This window comes from Streptomyces sp. NPDC017246, from assembly GCF_044331325.1.
Lineage (GTDB): Bacteria > Actinomycetota > Actinomycetes > Streptomycetales > Streptomycetaceae > Streptomyces.
Genome location: NZ_JBIRMW010000006.1, coordinates 76,032 through 93,192 on the forward strand (window position 1 = coordinate 76,032; position 17,161 = coordinate 93,192).

Annotated in this window: 16 protein-coding genes; 6 read left to right on the forward strand and 10 right to left on the reverse strand. The window is 74.3% G+C overall.

Translation table 11 applies throughout. The features are described from left to right. Window positions 1-111 precede the first annotated feature (111 nt). Together ACH4MY_RS15655 and ACH4MY_RS15660 are read right to left on the reverse strand one after the other, a co-directional pair. Window positions 112-1,101 carry an SCO1860 family LAETG-anchored protein gene (locus tag ACH4MY_RS15655; protein WP_398002931.1) on the reverse strand — a complete coding sequence of 330 codons (990 nt, stop codon included), beginning with the start codon at window positions 1,099-1,101 and terminating at the stop codon, window positions 112-114. Window positions 1,102-1,388: 287 nt separating this feature from the next. After that, a complete protein-coding gene (locus ACH4MY_RS15660; RefSeq protein WP_398002934.1) occupies window positions 1,389-2,108 on the reverse strand; it encodes a siderophore-interacting protein in 720 nt (239 codons plus the stop codon). A 113-nt stretch (window positions 2,109-2,221) separates the two neighbouring features. On the opposite strand from ACH4MY_RS15660, the gene ACH4MY_RS15665 reads away from it, so the two are divergent. Both ACH4MY_RS15665 and ACH4MY_RS15670 read left to right on the forward strand, forming a co-directional pair. Then, the gene (locus tag ACH4MY_RS15665) at window positions 2,222-4,420 is read left to right on the forward strand and encodes a penicillin acylase family protein (RefSeq protein WP_398002936.1); all 2,199 of its coding nucleotides are present in this window, start codon (window positions 2,222-2,224) and stop codon (window positions 4,418-4,420) included. Beyond that, window positions 4,417-4,980, forward strand: coding sequence for a GNAT family N-acetyltransferase (locus ACH4MY_RS15670; RefSeq protein WP_398002939.1), 564 nt, complete (start codon window positions 4,417-4,419; stop codon window positions 4,978-4,980). The genes ACH4MY_RS15665 and ACH4MY_RS15670 overlap by 4 nt, the downstream gene beginning before the upstream one ends. 25 nt (window positions 4,981-5,005) lie before the next feature. Here the strand turns inward: ACH4MY_RS15670 and ACH4MY_RS15675 are convergent, their stop codons facing one another. Next, window positions 5,006-6,091, reverse strand: a complete 1,086-nt coding sequence (locus ACH4MY_RS15675; RefSeq protein ID WP_398002940.1) for an amidohydrolase family protein — start codon at window positions 6,089-6,091, stop codon at window positions 5,006-5,008. A 315-nt stretch (window positions 6,092-6,406) separates the two neighbouring features. Beyond that, complete coding sequence (locus tag ACH4MY_RS15680; RefSeq protein WP_398002943.1) at window positions 6,407-7,012, reverse strand: integrin alpha; 606 nt, start codon at window positions 7,010-7,012, stop codon at window positions 6,407-6,409. A 226-nt stretch (window positions 7,013-7,238) separates the two neighbouring features. Between ACH4MY_RS15680 and ACH4MY_RS15685 the strand changes: the two genes are divergently transcribed. Continuing rightward, window positions 7,239-8,339: a pyridoxal-phosphate-dependent aminotransferase family protein gene (locus tag ACH4MY_RS15685; protein WP_398003849.1), complete on the forward strand. Its 1,101-nt coding sequence runs from the start codon at window positions 7,239-7,241 to the stop codon at window positions 8,337-8,339. Window positions 8,340-8,417: 78 nt separating this feature from the next. Here the strand turns inward: ACH4MY_RS15685 and ACH4MY_RS15690 are convergent, their stop codons facing one another. Next, window positions 8,418-9,485: an alkene reductase gene (locus tag ACH4MY_RS15690; RefSeq protein WP_398002946.1), complete on the reverse strand. Its 1,068-nt coding sequence runs from the start codon at window positions 9,483-9,485 to the stop codon at window positions 8,418-8,420. A gap of 116 nt (window positions 9,486-9,601) precedes the next feature. On the opposite strand from ACH4MY_RS15690, the gene ACH4MY_RS15695 reads away from it, so the two are divergent. Then, on the forward strand, window positions 9,602-10,111 hold the full coding sequence (locus ACH4MY_RS15695) for a MarR family winged helix-turn-helix transcriptional regulator (RefSeq protein ID WP_398002949.1): 510 nt from the start codon (window positions 9,602-9,604) through the stop codon (window positions 10,109-10,111). Window positions 10,112-10,134: 23 nt separating this feature from the next. Here ACH4MY_RS15695 and ACH4MY_RS15700 read toward each other — a convergent pair whose 3' ends face one another. The 4 genes from ACH4MY_RS15700 to ACH4MY_RS15715 all read right to left on the reverse strand — a co-directional run bounded on the left by ACH4MY_RS15700 (window position 10,135) and on the right by ACH4MY_RS15715 (window position 13,628). After that, the gene (locus ACH4MY_RS15700; protein WP_398002952.1) at window positions 10,135-11,193 is read right to left on the reverse strand and encodes an aminotransferase class V-fold PLP-dependent enzyme; all 1,059 of its coding nucleotides are present in this window, start codon (window positions 11,191-11,193) and stop codon (window positions 10,135-10,137) included. Between the two features lie 127 nt (window positions 11,194-11,320). Further along, the gene (locus tag ACH4MY_RS15705) at window positions 11,321-12,028 is read right to left on the reverse strand and encodes a DsbA family oxidoreductase (RefSeq protein WP_398002954.1); all 708 of its coding nucleotides are present in this window, start codon (window positions 12,026-12,028) and stop codon (window positions 11,321-11,323) included. 64 nt (window positions 12,029-12,092) lie between these two features. Then, on the reverse strand, window positions 12,093-12,569 hold the full coding sequence (locus tag ACH4MY_RS15710; RefSeq protein WP_398002957.1) for a GNAT family N-acetyltransferase: 477 nt from the start codon (window positions 12,567-12,569) through the stop codon (window positions 12,093-12,095). A gap of 69 nt (window positions 12,570-12,638) precedes the next feature. Beyond that, window positions 12,639-13,628 carry a GlxA family transcriptional regulator gene (locus ACH4MY_RS15715; protein WP_398002959.1) on the reverse strand — a complete coding sequence of 330 codons (990 nt, stop codon included), beginning with the start codon at window positions 13,626-13,628 and terminating at the stop codon, window positions 12,639-12,641. 70 nt (window positions 13,629-13,698) lie between these two features. Between ACH4MY_RS15715 and ACH4MY_RS15720 the strand changes: the two genes are divergently transcribed. After that, window positions 13,699-15,078 carry an MFS transporter gene (locus ACH4MY_RS15720; RefSeq protein WP_398002962.1) on the forward strand — a complete coding sequence of 460 codons (1,380 nt, stop codon included), beginning with the start codon at window positions 13,699-13,701 and terminating at the stop codon, window positions 15,076-15,078. Window positions 15,079-15,130: 52 nt separating this feature from the next. Here the strand turns inward: ACH4MY_RS15720 and ACH4MY_RS15725 are convergent, their stop codons facing one another. Then, window positions 15,131-16,045, reverse strand: a complete 915-nt coding sequence (locus ACH4MY_RS15725) for an AraC family transcriptional regulator (protein WP_398003852.1) — start codon at window positions 16,043-16,045, stop codon at window positions 15,131-15,133. Window positions 16,046-16,146: 101 nt separating this feature from the next. On the opposite strand from ACH4MY_RS15725, the gene ACH4MY_RS15730 reads away from it, so the two are divergent. Then, window positions 16,147-17,154: a zinc-dependent alcohol dehydrogenase family protein gene (locus ACH4MY_RS15730; RefSeq protein ID WP_398002964.1), complete on the forward strand. Its 1,008-nt coding sequence runs from the start codon at window positions 16,147-16,149 to the stop codon at window positions 17,152-17,154. The last annotated feature ends 7 nt before the right edge of the window (window positions 17,155-17,161 follow it).

Here is a 17,161-nt window from a genome sequence, read left to right on the forward strand (position 1 = left end):
CGTCACCGTCGCCCTCCCCGGACCCGTTCATGCCTCCCGAGCCACGCCCCCCGGCGCGTCCCCCTCGGGCCGCTTCCTCGGCCGTCCCCCTCGGCCGTCCCCCTCGGGCCGTCAGCCTCGGGAGCGGGCCCGCGAGCGGGTCAGCGCGAGGGCGCCGCCGCCGGCCACCAGGAGAGCGAGTGCTCCGCCCGCGATGTACGGGGTGGTGGAACTGCCGCCGGTCTCGGCGAGGTTCTGCGTGGGCGTGGTACCGCCGTTGTTGGTGGTGACGCCGCCGCCGGCGTCGCTCGGCTCGGCCGAGGGCTGCCGCGTGGGCTGCTCGGAGGGCCGCTCGGTCGGCTGCTGCGTGGGCTTCTCGGTGGGCTTCTCGGTCGGGGCCGGGCCCTCGGGGGTCTCGCAGGTGGCCTCGGCGAGGGTCACGGTGCCGTTGACCGCGGCCACGCCGAGCTTCAGCGGGTCGACCTCCACCTTGAGTTCGAGGGCCGTCGCCGCCGCCGTGCGGGAGGTGGTGGACGTACGGGAGAGGTCGAGGGTGACCTCGCCGACGCCCGGCACCTCGACGTGGGTGCGGCCTCCGGTGGAGAGGGTGGTCTTCTTCCCGAAGACGATGACATGACCGAGGACGTTGGACTCGGCGACCGGCTTCCTCCCCACCTCGCACAGTGCCTTGGAGGTGACCTTCTCGACCTCGACGAGGGAGAGCAGCGGGATGCCGGGGACGTGGACCCGGGCCTTGACGAGGTTGACGTACCCCTCCGCCTTCTTCTCGTCCACGGTGGCCTTCGAGGTGGCGACGTCGGCGGCGAGGATGTCGATCGGCTTCCCCTCCTCGGCCCCCTGCACCTTCACGGTGAGCGCGGTCTCGCTCTCGGTCTCCGGCGCCTTGACCTCGTTGAGGGAGGCCCGCACCGGCACGTCGACCGTCTTGCCGAGGAGCGAGACGTCGAGGCCGGTCCGCAGGACGACGGCGGTGGCGCGCCCTTCGCCGCCCGTGGCGTGCGCCGCCGGGGCCGCGAGGAGCACGGGGCCGACGGCCAGGGCGGCGACGGTCGCGGCGGCGGCGGTGCGGCGTACGGGCATGGCGAAGGTGTTGCTGTTCAAGATGTGGAACCCCCACAAGAGACATGGCGTCGCCGGCCGCTCACCACGGGGACGGTGGGTCGGCGCGGCCTCGGCGACTTGAGACACCGGAATCTTTACGCACGGAGAGTGAACCGGCAGTCGCCTGACGTGAGTTCACTCCAAAGGGGGGTTTCCGTGTTCATTTTCGAATTTTCTCGACACAACCGTTCCCGGGTGTCCCGCGTCTTTCGCACGCACGGGTACGCGAGGGAAGAGTGTGAACGATCAGCTCCGCGTCGGGGTAACGGATCGTCAACCCGGCACGTTCAGCTCGGTCGCCAGTACCCGAGGGCGTGGACGCGCTCCTTGGGGAGGGCGAGCTCCTTGCGCGCATAGGCGGCGAGGGTGCGGGTGGTCGCCGTGTCGCAGGCGATCCAGACGTACGGATCGGAGTCGGCGAGCGCGGGAAGTTCGGCCTTCACACGGGCGACGAGGTCGGCGCCGTCGTTCCCGCGTGGCACCCGGCGCAGTTCGTGGTGCTCGGGGTCGAGCCGGAACGGCAGGTCCTCGTCGGAGGCGTGCTGGGTCTCGAACCAGAGAGTGGCCGGGACGCCCGGAAGCGCGTCCAGCAGGGAGTTGACGGCGGGCAGGGAGGCCGGGTCGCCGACCAGGAGGAGCCGCCCCGGCAGCGGGGCGGGGGCGTCGAAACCGGTGCCCTGGAGCGTCGCGTCCACGGTGTCGCCGGGGGCGCAGGTGCGGGCCCAGTGGCTGGCGACGCCGTCATGGAGGGCGAACTCCAGGCTGAAGGTGCCGGCCTCCAGGTCGGGGTCGACCAGGGTGTAGGCGCGCTGGTGCGGCTTGCCCGCGCTCTCGAACCAGAGACGCACCCACATCGTCGGATGGATCCCGGCGGCGGCGAGCAGCCCGCCGTCCGTGAAGCTCACCCGGCGGTAGTCCTCGGTGACCTGCTCGGCCCCCGTCACGGTGAACGTGAAGTCCTTGCCGCGGAACAACTTGAGAACGGCACCCTGCCAGCCGTGACCCACCGCAATCCCCTCCCCTGAACTCCTGTAGATTAATTTAGGTCAGCCTAACCTAAGAAATCGGCAGTGGACATGGCGAAAAGCCATGGCGACACAAGGACGGGATCGGGGTCTCCGTGAGCATCGAGGTCTACCGGGACGCCTGGGGCGTCCCCCATCTGCGCGCCGCGGACCCGGACGAACTCTCCTTCGCCCAGGGCCGGGCCACCGCCCGCGACCGGGCCTGGCAGCTGGAGGTCGAGCGGCACCGGGCCCAGGGCACCACCGCCGCCTTCCTCGGCCCCGCCGAACTCCCCTGGGACACCTTCGCCCGGCGGTCCCGGCTCGCCGACACCGCCCGCCGCTGCTTCGAGCGGCTCGAACACGACGATCCCCGGACCGCCGCCTGGGTGCGCGCCTACGTGGACGGGGTCAACGACGGCCTGGAGGAAGGGGCCGGACGCGCCCCCGAGTTCGCGGAGACCGGCCTCGCCCCCGGCCGCTGGGAGCCCTGGACCCCGCTCGCCGTCTGGCTCACCACCCACATCCTCTTCGCCGGCTTCCCCACCAAGCTGTGGCGCGAGGAGGTCGCCCGGCGCCTCGGCGAGGAGTGGACGGAACTCTTCGCGACCGACGGACCCGGCACCTCCGGCTCCAACGGCTGGCTGGTCGCCGGCGGACGGACGGCGAGCGGGGCGGCCCTGGTCGCCGGCGACCCGCACCGCTTCATCGAAGCGCCCGGCGTCTACCAGCAGATCCGGCTCGCCTGCCCCCAGTACGACGTGGTGGGCATCGCCGTGCCCGGCATCCCCGGACTCGCCCACTTCGGCCACACCGGACCGGTCGCCTGGGCGATCACCAACGCCATGGCGGACTACCAGGACCTCTACCGGGAGCGGCTGCGGCGGCTCCCGGACGGCGGGATCGAGGCGTACGGCCCCGAGGGATGGCGCCCGGCCGCGACCCGCACGGAGACCGTCGAGGTCTCCGGCGGCGAACCGGTCGCGATCGAGGTGATCGAGACGGACCGGGGGCCGGTGATCATCGGGGTGGAGGACGAACCCGGGGGAGGCGCTTCGGAGAGCGCCCCCTGGGAGGCCGTCAGTCTCCGCCACCCGCCGCGCGTCACCGGCGAGCTCGGCTTCGGGGTGCTGCCGGCGCTGCTGCGCGCCCGGACCGTCGCCGAGGTGGACGCGGCCCTCGACGGCTGGGTCGAACCGGTGAACGTCGTCCTGGCCGCCGACACCCGGGGCGGTCTGCTGCACCGGGTCGCCGGCCACGTCCCCGTACGGGACCGGGCCAACTCGCTGCGGATCGTGCCCGCCTGGGATCCGGCGCACGCCTGGGAGGCGGCCCCCGCGCCGCTGCCCCGCGCCGAGGTGGCCGGCCACGCCGTGATGGCCAACGCCCGGGGCCTGGCCGCGCCCCTGGGCATCGAGTTCGCCCCGCCGCACCGGGCGGAGCGGATCGACGCGCTGCTCGGCGCCTCCGCGGAGTGGACCCCGGAGACCGTGACCTCGGTCCACCGGGACACCGACAACCCCTCCGCGGCACGGCTCCTCGCGGCCGTGGCCCGGGTCGGCGGCACCACGACGGACGAGGCAGGGGACGGCACCGTCGTCGGCGGCACCACGACGGACGAGACCGGAGAAGGCACCGTCGCCGACGGCACCACCACGGACGAGACCGTCGCCGGCCTCTCCCCCGCCGCCCGCGCCGTCCGGGACCGGCTGCTGGCCTGGGACCGGCGGATGGACGCGGAGAGCACCGACGCCGGTCTGTACGCGGCCGTGCGCGGAGCCGTGGTGCGCCGGCTCGCCGCCCACGAGGCCTTCGCGGCGCTGCGTGAACCCGCCCCGTATCCCGAGGTGTTCCGACCCTGGCTGGCCCTCGGCCCGCGCGTCGCCTACGCCCTGGAGACCCTGCTCGTGGCCGGGCCCGTGCCCGCCGGGGACGTGGACCGGATCGTGCGCGAGGCGCTCGAAGAGGTCGGCGCCGGCGAGCCGCCGGCCGCCTGGGGCGTGACGCACCGGCTCGCTCCCTGGCAGGCACTCCCCGACCCGGACGACGCGCAGTGGCCGGGGCTCGGCGGGGACCACGACTGTGTGCTCTCCACCTCCAGCGTGCCCGGGTGGACCGACCGCAGCGCCCGCGCCTCCGCCGCGCGCTACGTCTGGGACCTCGCCGACCGCGAACGGAGCGGGTGGGTCGTGCCGTTCGGCGCGTCCGGTGTCCCCGGCGACCCGCACCACCGCGACCAGCTTCCCCTGTGGCTGAGGGGCGAACTCGCCCCCGTCACCACCGACTGGCAGTACCTCACCAAGGAGCAGGGATGACCACCGCCGCATACGTCCGGACCGTCGAGGGCTTCGGCACCGTCAGCGTCCGGCCGATCGAGCCCGACCGCGACGCCGAGCTCCTCCACGGCTGGGTCAACGAGGAGCGGTCCCGCTTCTGGGGCATGGTCGGCACCACCGTCGAGCAGGTCCGGGACGTCTACGCCCACCTCGACTCGCTCACCACCCACCACGGCTTCCTGGTCAGCCTGGACGACGAGCCGGTCGCCCTCCTCCAGACGTACGACCCCGGGGCCGACCGCGTGAGCGAGTGCTACGAGGTGCTGCCCGGGGACATCGGCGCCCACTTCCTCATCGCGCCGAACGCGGCCCCGCAGCCGGGCTTCACCGGCCGGCTCCTCTCCGTGCTCGTCGCCTTCACCCTGCGGGACCACACCCGGGTCGTCGTCGAGCCGGACGCCGACAACGAGAAGGCGATCGCGCGCATGACGCGGGCCGGTTTCGAGCTGGGCCCGGAGGTCGTGCTGCCCGAGGTGGACCTGCCGGAGGTCTTCATCCCGGAGAAGAAGGCCCGGCTGGCCTTCCTCGCCCGCAGCTGATCGTCCGGGGGCGGGTGGTGGCCGGCTACCCCGTCACCCGCCCGTTGACCACGATCCGGCGCGGCGCCGCGAGGACGCGGACGTCCGCGCGCGGGTCCTCGCCGTAGACGACGAGGTCGGCCGGGGCGCCCTCCTCCAGGGAGGGACGGCCGAGCCAGGCCCTGGCTCCCCAGGCGGTGGCCGCGAGCGCGTCGATCGGCGGGATGCCCGCCCGGGTCAGCTCCTCGACCTCCTCGGCGACGAGGCCGTGGGCGAGGGAGCCGCCCGCGTCGGTGCCGACGAAGACCGGGACGCCCGCGTCGAAGGCGGCGCGCACGGTGTCGTACCGGCGCTCGTGCAGCCGGCGCATATGGGCCGACCAGCGGGGGAACTTCTCCTGGCCGCCGTCGGCGAGGTGCGGGAAGGTTGCGATGTTGACCAGGGTCGGGACGATCGCGACACCCCGCTCGGCGAAGAGCGGGATGGTGTCCTCGGTGAGGCCGGTCGCGTGCTCGATGCAGTCGATCCCGGCCTCGACGAGGTCGCGGAGCGCGTCCTCCGCGAAGCAGTGCGCGGTGACGCGGGCGCCCAGCCGGTGCGCCTCGGCGATGGCCGCCCCGACCTCGGCGCGCGGCCAGCAGGCGGTGAGGTCGCCCGCCTCGCGGTCGATCCAGTCGCCGACCAGCTTGACCCAGCCGTCGCCGCGCCGGGCCTCGCGGCCGACGTACTCCACGAGGTCGACGGGCTCGATCTCGTGGGCGTAGTTCCGGATGTAGCGACGGGTGCGGGCGATGTGCCGGCCCGCACGGATGATCTTCGGCAGGTCCTCGCGCCCGTCGATCCAGCGGGTGTCGGAGGGCGAGCCCGCGTCCCGGACCAGCAGGGTGCCCGCGTCCCGGTCGGTGAGGGCCTGCTTCTCGCTGGTGGCCTCGTCGACGGGGCCGTGCCGGTCGAGACCGACGTGGCAGTGGGCGTCGACGAGTCCGGGCAGGACCCAGCCCTCGACGGTGACCGCCTCGGCGGCGGGCCGGTCGAAGGTGATCCGGCCGTCGACGCACCACAGTTCGTCCCGTACGTCCTCGGGGCCGACGAGCACCCGTCCCTTCACGTGCAGCACCGCGTGATCGCTCATGTCTGCACTGTACGAGGACGGGTGCCCGGCCGGGACCCCCGATCGGGGGGGCGGTCGGCCGTCGCACCTGGGACGTCGCCTTCGGCCGGCCCGCGCGGGACCCTCACCGGCCGGCCGGCCCGCGCGGATGGTCACTCGTCGATCGCGGCCCCGTAGCGGGCGTCGAGGTACGGGCCGCCGAAGGTGCCGGCGTTGAAGGTCCACGAGCCGGTCGCGGTGAGCCCGCCCGTACCGGCCGAGAAGACCCACACGCAGCCGTCCTCGGTGTCCTCGCCGGGGGCGGAGGTGAGCAGGCCGAAGCGGCGGCAGCGTCCGTCACAGATGCCGCTCCACGGACCGGTGGTCGAGCGCGATCAGCTGGTCCCCCGGTGTCTCTGCGGTGAATCGCGCGGCGCCGAGGGCGGAGCCGAAGCGGGCCCCGGCCACCACGCCGCGGAAGCTGTCGACCCAGAGGCTGTCGGGGCCGGCGAGTCCGTGCGGGGAGCCCCACAGGACGATCACTCCGCCGACGTCGGCGAGGGCGCCGATGTCCTCACCGGGGGCGCCGATCACGGCGTCGTCGTAGCCGTCGCCGTCGAGGTCGCCGGTGGCGACGGCGGCGCCGAAGGAGTCGCCCGCCTCGGCGGCGCCGGGCACGCCGGTGGTGTCCTGGCTGACGACCGTGGCGGCGCGGGTGTCGATGCCGTGGGGTGAGCCGTACTGGACGGTGACGAGGCCGGCGCCCCGCCTGCCGCCGACGGCCGCGCCGGGCGAGCCGACCAGGACGTCGTCGTAGCCGTCGCCGTCGAAGTCGCAGTTGCGGTCGTCGGCACGGGTGCCGCCGGGCACGCCGGCCCAGGCGGCGGGTGCGGTCGCGATCCCCGCGCCGGTGAGGAGGAGGAGCGTCGCCGCGGCGAGGGCGGCGGAACGGTGCTTGCGCATGGAGCGGCTCCTGAGTCGGAGGGTTCCGGGCGGCTGCGGGGGTGCGCCGGACGGGGCCCGTGCCCGGTCCGTCGTCCTGTTGGACACCTGATGTCCCTTGACGGTTGCACCGCAAGGAAGATCCCTTTTGTACAGGTGGGCCAAGGGGCGCCGCGGGAGGGCCTCGGTACCCTGAACCGGAGTTCCGCCCGCACCGCACCGAGTCGAAGAAGGCACCGCCGTGACCGTGACACATCCGCTCCTGGACCTGGCCCCGCTGACCGCCGCGCACTTCGCGTCGATCGAGCGCCGGGTGGCCGCGCTGCTCTCCACGGAGCAGGACGTGGTGATCACCCAGGGCGAGGCGCTGCTCCCCCTTGAGGGGTGCATCCGCAGTGGGGCGCGGGCCGGTTCGACCGCGCTGAACGTGGTCACGGGGCCGTACGGGCAGACCTTCGGCAACTGGCTGCGGGACTGCGGCGCGACCGTGATCGACCTGGAGGTGCCCTTCCACACGGCGGTGACGGCCGCTCAGGTGGAGCAGGCGCTGAGCGCGCACCCGGAGATCGACTTCGTGTCGCTGGTGCACGCGGAGGCGGCGACCGGGAACACCAACCCGGTGGCGGAGATCGGCGAGGTCGTCCGGGCGCACGGCGCGCTGTTCTACCTGGACGCGGTGGCGTCGATCGGCGCCGAGCCGGTGCTGCCGGACGCCTGGGGCGTGGACATGTGCATCATCGGCGCGCAGAAGGCGATGGGCGGTCCCGCGGGTGTGTCGGCGGTGTCGGTGAGCGCGCGGGCCTGGGAGCGGTTCGCCGCCAACCCGGCCGCTCCGCGCCGCTCGTACCTCTCCCTCCTCGACTGGAAGGAGCGCTGGATCGACGGCGGCCGGAAGGCGCTGCTGCACGCTCCGGCGCAGCTGGAGATGCTGGCCCTGGAGGCCTGTGTGGAGCGGATCGAGGCGGAGGGGCTGGAGGCCCTGATGGCGCGGCACGCCTCCGCGGCGGCCGCGACCCGCGCGGGCGCGCTGGCCCTGGGCGGCGGTCTCGAACCGTATGTGTACGAGGCGGGGGACGCGGCCCCGGTCGCGACGACGCTGCGGGTGCCGGCCGGGGTGGACGCCTCCGAGCTGGTGGCGAAGGCGCTGGCCGCCGATCCGTCGCTGCCGCTGATCGCGGGCGGCGGGGCGCTGGCCGCGGAGATGATCCGGGTCAACCACTACGGGGTGGACGCCACGCCGGGTGCGGTGCAGTCCTCGCTGGCCGCTCTGGGCGCGGCGCTCGGCGAGTCGGGCCGGACGGTGGACCTGGAGGGCGCGCGCCGGGCGGTCACGGAGGCCTGGGCCTGATCGCGGACGGCGGTACGGGGTGGGGCGGGGGTCCGGTGCCGGACTCCCGCCCCTGCCCGTTGCCTCCGGGTGCCCCTGTCACAGCGCCGGGTAGTCGGTGTAGCCGCGGTGGTCGCCGCCGAAGTAGGTCGCGGTGTCCGGGGTGTTGAACGGTCCGCCGGCCCGCAGCCGGGCGGGCAGGTCGGGGTTGGCGAGGAAGAGCGCCCCGTACGCGAGGAGGTCGGCGGTGCCGTCCTCGATCAGGGTCAGGGCGTCGGCCCCGGTCGGTCCCTCGGTGGACGGGTTGAGGATGAAGGTGCCGGAGAACGCCTTGCGCAGGGCGAGGGTCAGCGAGCGGATCTCCGGCGCGGGCTCGGTGACGTGCAGGTACGCGATGCCGACCGGGTCGATCGCGGCGACGAGGGCGGGGTAGAGCTCCTCGGTGTCGGTCTCGGCGATGTCGTTGTAGGTGTTGGCCGGGGAGATGCGCAGGCCGGTGCGCTCGGGGCCGATCGCGGCGGCGACGGCCTCGACGACCTCGACGGCGAAGCGGATGCGGTTCTCGACGGAGCCGCCCCATTCGTCGGTGCGGTGGTTGGAGCCGGAGGCGAGGAACTGCTGGACGAGGTAGCCGTTGGCGCCGTGGATCTCGACGCCGTCGAAGCCGGCCTCGACGGCGTTGCGGGCGGCGGCGGCGAAGCCTTCGACCGTCTCCCGGATCTCGTCGGCGGTGAGCTCGCGCGGGGCGACGAAGTCGATGAGTCCGGTGCCGGCGAAGAGCTGGCCCGCCGGGGCGACGGCGGAGGGCCCGACGGGGTGGAGGCCGTCGCCGAGGACGACGGGGTGGCTGATCCGGCCGGCGTGCATCAGCTGGGCGAAGATCTTTCCGCCGCGCTCGTGGACGGCGTCGGTGACCTCGCGCCAGGCGGTGATCTGTTCGGCGCTGTGCAGGCCGGGGGTGTTGGGGTAGCCCTGGCCGATGGCGGCCGGCTGGGCGCCCTCGGTGATGATGAGGCCGGCCGAGGCGCGCTGGGCGTAGTACTCGGCGACGAGCGCGGTGGGGGTGCGGCTCTCGGCCTCGGCCCGGCTGCGGGTCATGGGCGCCATGGCGATGCGGTTGGCGAGCCGGGTCCCTGCGAGGTCGACGGGGTCGAAGGCGGTGGTCATGGCTGTCCCCTTCACAGATTTATGTGGTCGGCCAAGTATCTGGCCCGGATGTCACTGTAACCCATTGATTGGCCGACCAAGGTAATCTGGGGGAAGAGCCTTCCCGAGGAGCCCCGATGCCAGGACCCGACCCCGTCTGTACCGAGCCGACCCCGTCCGCCGCCCACGGCGGACCCGTCAGCATCGCCCTGGCCAGGGTGGCCCGGATGCACCGGATCGCCGCCGGTCGCCGACTGCGGGAGCTCGGGCTCTACCCCGGCCAGGAGATGATGATGATGCGGCTCTGGGACCGCGGACCGGTCCGCCAGTCCGAGCTGATCCAGTCCCTGGGCCTGGACGCCTCGACGGTGACCAAGATGCTCCAGCGCCTGGAGCAGTGCGGCCATGTCCACCGCGGCCCGGACCCGGCGGACCGCCGCGCGGTCCTCGTCGAGGCGACGGACGACGGGCGGGCCCTGCGCACCGGCGTCGAGGGCGTCTGGTCGGACCTGGAGCGGCTCTCCCTGGACGGGCTGGCCCCCGAGGACCGGGCGGAGCTGGCCCGGCTCCTCGGCCTCGTGGCGGAGAACCTCCGCGAGGAGGCGGGCGAGGCGGGCGAGTGCCCGCCGCCCCCCGGGGTCTGCTGAGCCCGGCCGAACCCCTACGGGTCTCAGCCCGCCAGAACGTCCAGGACGCGGTCCACGTCCGCCGTCGTGTTGTACAGGTGGAAGGACGCCCGCAGATTGCCCGCGCGGGCGGAGAGCAGGACGTCGGCCTCGCGCAGCGCGTCCGCGCGGTCCCCGAGGCCGGGGACGGCGACGACGGTCGACTCGTCCATGACCGGCTCGTGGCCGAGCGTGCGGAGACCCGAGCGGAAGCGGGCCGCCAGCCCCTTGTCGTGGGCCTCGATCCGCTCGATGCCGATCTCCTCCAGGAGCGCGAGCGAACGGGCCGCCCCGTGGTACGAGAGGAAGGCCGCGGGCTCGTCGAAGCGGCGGGCGGTGCGGGCCAGTTCGCGGACCGGGCCGTAGCTGTTCGCCCACAGGTCCTCGCCGGTGACCCAGCCGGCGTGGATCGCGAGGAGCGAGTCCTGCGCCTCCTCGGTGACGGTGAGGAAGGACGCCCCCCGCGGACAGAGCAGGTACTTGTAGCCGCCGGCGACCGTGTAGTCCCACTCCCCCGCCCGCAGCGGCAGCCAGCCGGCCGACTGGGTGGCGTCCAGGAGCGTCCGGGCGCCGTGCGCGGCCGCCGCGGCGCGGATCGCGGCGAAGTCGGCCGTCCGGCCGTCCGCCGACTGCACGGCGGAGAAGGCGACGAGCGCGGTGTCGGGGCCGACGGACTCGGCGAGCCGCTCCAGGGGCACGAAGCGGGTCTTGAGGTCGCCGCGGATCGTGAAGGGGGTGATGACGGAGGAGAACTCGCCCTCGGGGAAGAGGATCTCGGACCCCGCGGGCATCGACTGGGCGATCATTCCGCAGTGCACGGCGACCGAGCTGCCCACGGCGACGCGCTCGTGCGAGACGCCGGTGAGCCGGGCGTAGGTGGCGCGGGCCTCGTCGACGGTGTCGAAGCTTCCGGCGCCGTCGGGGCGGCCGGCGGCGGTCTCCTCGGCGAGGAGCGTGACCGCCTCGATGGTCCGGCGGGGCATCAGCCCGCACGCCGAGGTGTTGAGGTAGGTCTTCTTGGGCGCGAACTCGGCGCCGCCGAGGGGGCTATCCAGGGAATCCATACCCCAAGACTGGATTCCCCACGATCACCCGTCAATCGGGTTCGATCGTGGGGAAAACCCAAGCCGCGCTTATCGCCGCAGGTGGGAGGAGGTGTGGGCGGGTGACCGCGGTGCGGGACCCGGGCCCTCAGGCCCCCGGGACCTCACAGCTCCCGTCCGGTCCGCAGACGGCCGCGTCCCCGCCGACCGGCTGGAGGACCCGGCCCTGCCAGGCCTGCTCCAGCGCCTGGGTGAAGACCTCGGCGGGCTGGCCGCCGGAGATGCCGTAGCGGCGGTCGAGGACGAAGAACGGCACGCCGTTCGCGCCGAGTTCGGCGGCCTCGCGCTCGTCCTCGCGTACGGCGTCGGCGTAGGCGGAGTCGTCGGCGAGGACGGCCCGCACCTCGGCCTCGTCGAGACCGGCCTCGACGCCGAGCGTCACCAGGGTCTCCGGGTCGAAGACGGAGCGCTCCTCCGCGAAGTTGGCGCGGTAGGCCAGGTCGAGGAGCTCGTTCTGCAGTCCGCGGTCCCCGGCGAGGTGGAGGAGCCGGTGGATGTCGAAGGTGTTGCCGTGGTCACGGCCCTCGGTGCGGTAGCCGAGGCCCTCGGAGTGCGCGTTGGACGCGACGTGCGCCTCCATGGCGCGCGCCTCGTCGAGGGTGCGGCCGTACTTCGCGGCCAGCATCTCCAGGACGGGGCCGGTCTCGCTCTTGGCGCGGTTCGGGTCGAGCTCGAAGGAGCGGTGCACGACCTCGATGTCCTCGCGGTGGGCGAAGGCCGCGAGTCCCTTCTCGAAGCGCGCCTTGCCGATGTAGCACCAGGGGCAGGCGATGTCGCTCCAGATCTCGACGCGCATGTGACTTCTCTCCGAGGTTCGACGGTGGGGTGTTCCGTGGCGACAACGACCACACCGGCGGCTTTCATTCCGTTTCCGGCCCCAGTGTGAGCCGGAGCACGAGGTGGTCGCCGTCGCGCGGGGTCTCGGGGTCGGGGGTCCAGCCGCGGGCCGCGTAGAAGGCCTGGGCGCGCTCGTTCTTCTCGAAGACCTCCAGTCGGGCCGCGGTCACCCCGGCGGCGCGCCAGACGTCGACACAGGCCGCGTGGAGCTCGGTGCCGACGCCGGCCCGCCAGCGGGCGGGGAGGACATGGAGCTGGGTGAGGTGCATGAGGCCGTCGCGCTCCCCGTACGCGGCGATGCCGGTGACCTCCCCGTCCCGTACGGCGCAGAGGACGGCCCCGCGGTCCACGGCGGCGGCCCAGCCGGCCCGGGTGCGGGCCAGCTCCTCGGGGCCGCGGAAGTCGGCGTCGGGGATGTGGCCGCGGTAGTAGGTGGCGCGGGCCTCGGTGTGGAGGGCGGCGACGGCGTCGAGGTCGTCGGCGGTGACAGGTCGGATCATGAAACTTCAGGACGCGCGGGAGGGCCGGCCGGTTGCGGCCGGCCGGAGGCACCCGGTCGGGCGCCGTGGTCAGCGGTGCGCCGTCAGGCGGCTGAAGGTGGAGCGGTAGGCGCTCGGGGTGAGGCCCGTGCGGCGCAGCAGGTGCTGGCGCAGGGAGTCGGCCGTACCGAGACCGCTGGCGCGGGCCACCCCGTCCATGGCGAGCGCGGTGGCCTCCAGGAGCTCCTTCGCCCGCTCCACTCGCTGGTGCAGCAGCCACTGGAGCGGGCTGACCCCGGTCTCGGCGTGGAAGCGACGCGAGAGGGTGCGGACGGAGACCCCGGCGTGCCGGGCGAGGTCGGCGAGGCCGAGCGGTTCGTCGAGGTGTTCCATCGCCCACGCGCGCGTGTCGGCGAACGAGACCCCGCGCTCGGGCGGCAGCGGGGTCTGGGTGAACTGGGTCTGGCCGCCGGGCCGTACGGGTGCGACGAGGGCCAGCCGGGCGACGGTGTTGGCGACGGCGGCGCCGTGGTCGGTGCGGATGATGTGCAGGCAGAGGTCGATGCCCGCCGCGTACCCGGAGGAGGTGAGCACGGGTCCGTCCTGGACGAACAGGACGTCGTCCTGGAGGTCGACGGCGGGGTGACGGGTGGCGAGCAGGGAGCGGTACGCCCAGTACGTGGTCGCCGCCCGGCCGTCGAGCAGCCCGGCCTCGGCGAGCGCGAAGGCGCCGGTGCAGATGGAGGCGATCCGCTTTCCCGCGGCGGCCGCGGCGCGCAGGGCGTCGAGGACGCGCGGGTCGGGATCGGCTGAGGAGCCGCCGCCCGCGAGGACCACGGTGTCGGCCTCCTCCACGGCGTCGAGGCCGCGCGGGACCATCAGGTCGAGGCCGCCGGCGGTGGTGACGGGCCCGGGGTCCGGGGCGCAGATGACGGTCTCGTACCCGGGTGCGCCGCCGATCTCGACCTTGCCGAACAGCATCTCCGGGATGGCCAGGTTGAACATCGAGACGGGCGGGGCGGCGATCACGGCGACGCGGCGGACGCGGGGGGCGGGTTCCGCGCGGGGCAGGACGGTCATGGCCAGAACCTCCGGGCATATGGCATTCGGGCCACTACTGTACGGCCCCGCCGATCAAGAAGCTGGAGGCATGTCCTCAACCGACCTCACCACAGCCCCTGTTGCGACCCCTTCCCCCGACCGCACCCCGGAGAACCCCGGATCCGCCGGGCTCGCCCTGGCCGCCGCGATGCTCGGCTTCGCCCTCATCACCCTCGACACCTCCGTCGTGAACGTCGCCCTGCCCGCGATCGGCGCCGACCTGCGGGCCGGGATGTCCGGACTGCAGTGGGTGGTCGACGCGTACACGCTGGCCTTCGCCGCGCTGCTGCTGTCCAGCGGGGCGCTCGCCGACCGGGTCGGGGCGAGCCGGGCGTACGGGATCGGGGTCGTCGTCTTCGTCCTCTCCTCGGCCGCCTGCGGTCTCGCCCCGGGGCTTCCGTCGCTGCTGGCGGCCCGGGTGGTGCAGGGCGCGGCGGCGGCGGTGATGCTGCCGGCCTCGCTGGCGCTCGTACGGGAGGCGTACGGCGATCCGGGGCGGCGGGCGCGCGCGGTGTCGCTGTGGGCGGCGGGCGGCACGGTCGCGGTGGCGCTCGGCCCGGTCGTGGGCGGGGCGCTGACCACGGCGTGGAGCTGGCGGGGCATCTTCTTCGTCAACCTGCCCCTGGGCCTGCTCGCACTCGCCCTGCTGACCCGGGTGGCCCGGTCGGCCCGCAGGCCCGCCCCGCTCGATCTGCCGGGCCAGCTGACGGCGATGGCGGCGCTCGGGGCGCTGACCTTCGCCGCCATCGAGGGCGGTACGGAGGCCTGGTGGGCGCTGGGGCTCGCGGGCGTCTCCTTCGCCGCGTTCCTGGTGATCGAGACGCGGCGGCGGCACCCGGTGGTGCCGCTCGGTCTCTTCCGGAACACGACGGTGGCGGTGGCGGTCGCGGCGGGCTCGGCGAACAGCGTGGCCTTCTACGGGATGCTCTTCGTCTTCAGCCTCTTCTTCCAGCAGGTGCTCGGCCTCTCGGCGCTGGCCGCCGGGCTGATGTTCCTGCCGATGTCGGGGCTGCTCGCCGGGGTGAACATCCTGTCGGCCAAGGCGGCGGCACGGTACGGGGCGAGGCTGCCGGTCGTCGTCGGCCAGGCGGTCGCGGTGGCGGGCCTGCTCGGACTGCTCGCGGTGGACGCGGACACCGCGCGGTGGGCGCAGGCGCTGCTCCTGGTGCCGCTGGCGCTCGGGGCGGGCTTCTCGCTGCCCCCGCTGATCGCCTCGATGATGGAGGCGGTCCCGGCGGAGCGGGCGGGCACGGCCGCGGGGCTCCTGAACGCGGTCCGGCAGACGGCGGGCGCCCTCGCGATCGCGGTCTTCGGCTCGATGGCGGCCGAGTCGATGGAAACGGCCCTGCGCGCGGGCCTCCTGATCAGCGCGGCCCTCCTCACCGTGACGGCGCTGGTGTCCCTGCGCCTGCCGGGCCGCCGGTCCTGAGCGGGCCCGGGCCACCGGTCCCGAGCGGGGCCCGGGCCGCCCCGGCCGGCCCTCAGGCGCCCTTGCGGTACTGGCCCGGGGCCACCCCGTACTCGCGCTTGAAGGCCTTGGCGAAGGCGAACTCCGACGAGTAGCCCGCGCGTTGGGCGACCGCGCGGAGGGGGAGGTCGTCGGAGCGGAGCAGCCGGCCCGCCGTGGTCATCCGCCACCAAGTGAGGTACGCGAGGGGGGCGCGGCCCACGAGGGTGGTGAACCGGCGGGCGAAGGCGGCGCGGGAGAGACCGCCCAGGGCGCCGAGCTCCTCGACCGTCCAGGCCCGCGCGGGCTCGCCGTGGAGGGCGCGGAGGGCCTCCACGACCGCCGGGTCGCCGAGGGCGGCCGACCAGCCGGTGGAGCGGTCGGCGCGTTCGGCGAGCCACCAGGTGCGCAGCAGGTAGAGCAGCAGGGTGTCGAGCAGGGCGGGCACGATCGCGTCGGATCCCGGCTGGGGTTCGGCGAGTTCGGCGCCGAGCAGGTCGACGGCGGCGCGCAGCCGGGGGTGGGCGCCGACCCGGGCGGGCAGGTGGACGTACGGGGGAAGCTCGGTGAGGAGCGGGTGGGCGCGGGCGCGGCTGAGCTGGTAGGCGCCGCAGAGGAGCAGGGTCTCCTCGGCGCCGACGGGCCCCCGGTCGGGCGGGCTCGGCCAGGAGCCGTCGGGGGCGGGCAGGGCGTCGACGAGAGGGGTGTCGGGCCGGTCGGCGAGGCCGTGGCCGGTGCCGTGGGCGAGGAGGACGACATCGCCGGGGCAGAGTCTGACGGGGGCGGCGCCGTCCGGGGGCAGCAGCCAGGCGGTGCCCTGGAGGACGACGTGGAATCCGGCGCCCTCGCTCGGCGGGAACCGGAAGCCCCAGGGGGCGAAGCGGACGGTGCGGGAGGAGTGGGGCCGCCCGGTGCGCATGGCGGCGATGGCATCGCTCAGTACGTCCATCCCGGCACCGTACTCCCTGTCGAGGACGGCGAGACGATCGGACATGGTCGGGAGCCGAAGGGATATGGATCGTCTCGCCGGTCGCTCCTAGCGTCGGAGTCATGACGACGACAGGCATGACCACCAAGGCGGTTCTCTTCGACGAGCTCGGCGGTCCCGAGGTCCTCACCGTGGCGGAGGTGCCACTGGCGGCCCCCGGCTCCGGCGAGGTGCTCGTACGGGTCGAGGCGATCGGGCTCAACCGGGCCGAGGCGCTGTTCCGCGCGGGCACCTACTACTACCCGCCCACGCTGCCGGGTTCGCGGCTCGGGTACGAGGCGGCGGGGGTGGTCGAGGCGGTGGGCTCCGGGGTCACCGCGTACGCGCCGGGCGACCCGGTGATGGCGGCGGCCAACTTCGACTTCGGCGTGCACGGGGTGTACGCGGAGCGGGTGGTGCTGCCGGAGGAGTACGTGGTGGCCCGGCCCGCGGGGGTGGACGCGGTGACGGCGGCGGCGGTCTGGCTGACGTACTTCACGGCGTTCGGCGGCATGGTGCTGACCGGCGGCCTCGGCCCCGGCGACCAGGTGGTGATCACGGGGGCGTCCAGCGGGGTGGGGACGGCCGCGATCCAGACGGCGCTGCGGGTCGGGGCGGTGCCGATCGCGACCACCCGCGGCGAGGGCAAGCGGAAGCGGCTCCTGGAGCTCGGGGCCGCGCAGGTGATCGTGACGGACACCGAGGACGTGGTCGAGGAGGTGCGGCGGGTCACCGGCGGCGCGGGCGCGGACCTGGTGTTCGACGCGATCGGCGGGCCCGGGTTCGCCCGGCTCGGGGACGCGCTGCGGCCCGGCGGCACGGCCGTGCTGTACGGCTGGCACGACCCGCGGCCGGTGGCCCTGTCGACGAACTGGCCGCAGACGGTCCACACCTACGCCAACGGAGCGCTCGCCAGGACCGAGGAGGGGCGCCGCCGCGCGGCCGGGTTCATCGGCTCGGGGCTGCGCGACGGCTCCCTCGCGCCGGTGATCGCCGAGACCTTCGACGGTCTGGAGCGGATCCCCGACGCCCATCGGCTGATGGAGTCCCACGCGCACCTCGGAAAGATCGTGGTGCGCGTCGGTGGGTGACCCCGGG

Coding starts and splice junctions, on each gene's coding strand:
- ACH4MY_RS15730 (WP_398002964.1), top strand. CDS start 16,147: ATGACGACGACAGGCATGACCACCAAGGCGGTTCTCTTCGACGAGCTC.
- ACH4MY_RS15715 (WP_398002959.1), bottom strand. CDS start 13,628: ATGACCGTCCTGCCCCGCGCGGAACCCGCCCCCCGCGTCCGCCGCGTC.
- ACH4MY_RS15680 (WP_398002943.1), bottom strand. CDS start 7,012: ATGCGCAAGCACCGTTCCGCCGCCCTCGCCGCGGCGACGCTCCTCCTC.
- ACH4MY_RS15705 (WP_398002954.1), bottom strand. CDS start 12,028: ATGCGCGTCGAGATCTGGAGCGACATCGCCTGCCCCTGGTGCTACATC.
- ACH4MY_RS15675 (WP_398002940.1), bottom strand. CDS start 6,091: ATGAGCGATCACGCGGTGCTGCACGTGAAGGGACGGGTGCTCGTCGGC.
- ACH4MY_RS15690 (WP_398002946.1), bottom strand. CDS start 9,485: ATGACCACCGCCTTCGACCCCGTCGACCTCGCAGGGACCCGGCTCGCC.
- ACH4MY_RS15670 (WP_398002939.1), top strand. CDS start 4,417: ATGACCACCGCCGCATACGTCCGGACCGTCGAGGGCTTCGGCACCGTC.
- ACH4MY_RS15720 (WP_398002962.1), top strand. CDS start 13,699: ATGTCCTCAACCGACCTCACCACAGCCCCTGTTGCGACCCCTTCCCCC.
- ACH4MY_RS15710 (WP_398002957.1), bottom strand. CDS start 12,569: ATGATCCGACCTGTCACCGCCGACGACCTCGACGCCGTCGCCGCCCTC.
- ACH4MY_RS15695 (WP_398002949.1), top strand. CDS start 9,602: ATGCCAGGACCCGACCCCGTCTGTACCGAGCCGACCCCGTCCGCCGCC.
- ACH4MY_RS15725 (WP_398003852.1), bottom strand. CDS start 16,045: ATGGACGTACTGAGCGATGCCATCGCCGCCATGCGCACCGGGCGGCCC.
- ACH4MY_RS15700 (WP_398002952.1), bottom strand. CDS start 11,193: ATGGATTCCCTGGATAGCCCCCTCGGCGGCGCCGAGTTCGCGCCCAAG.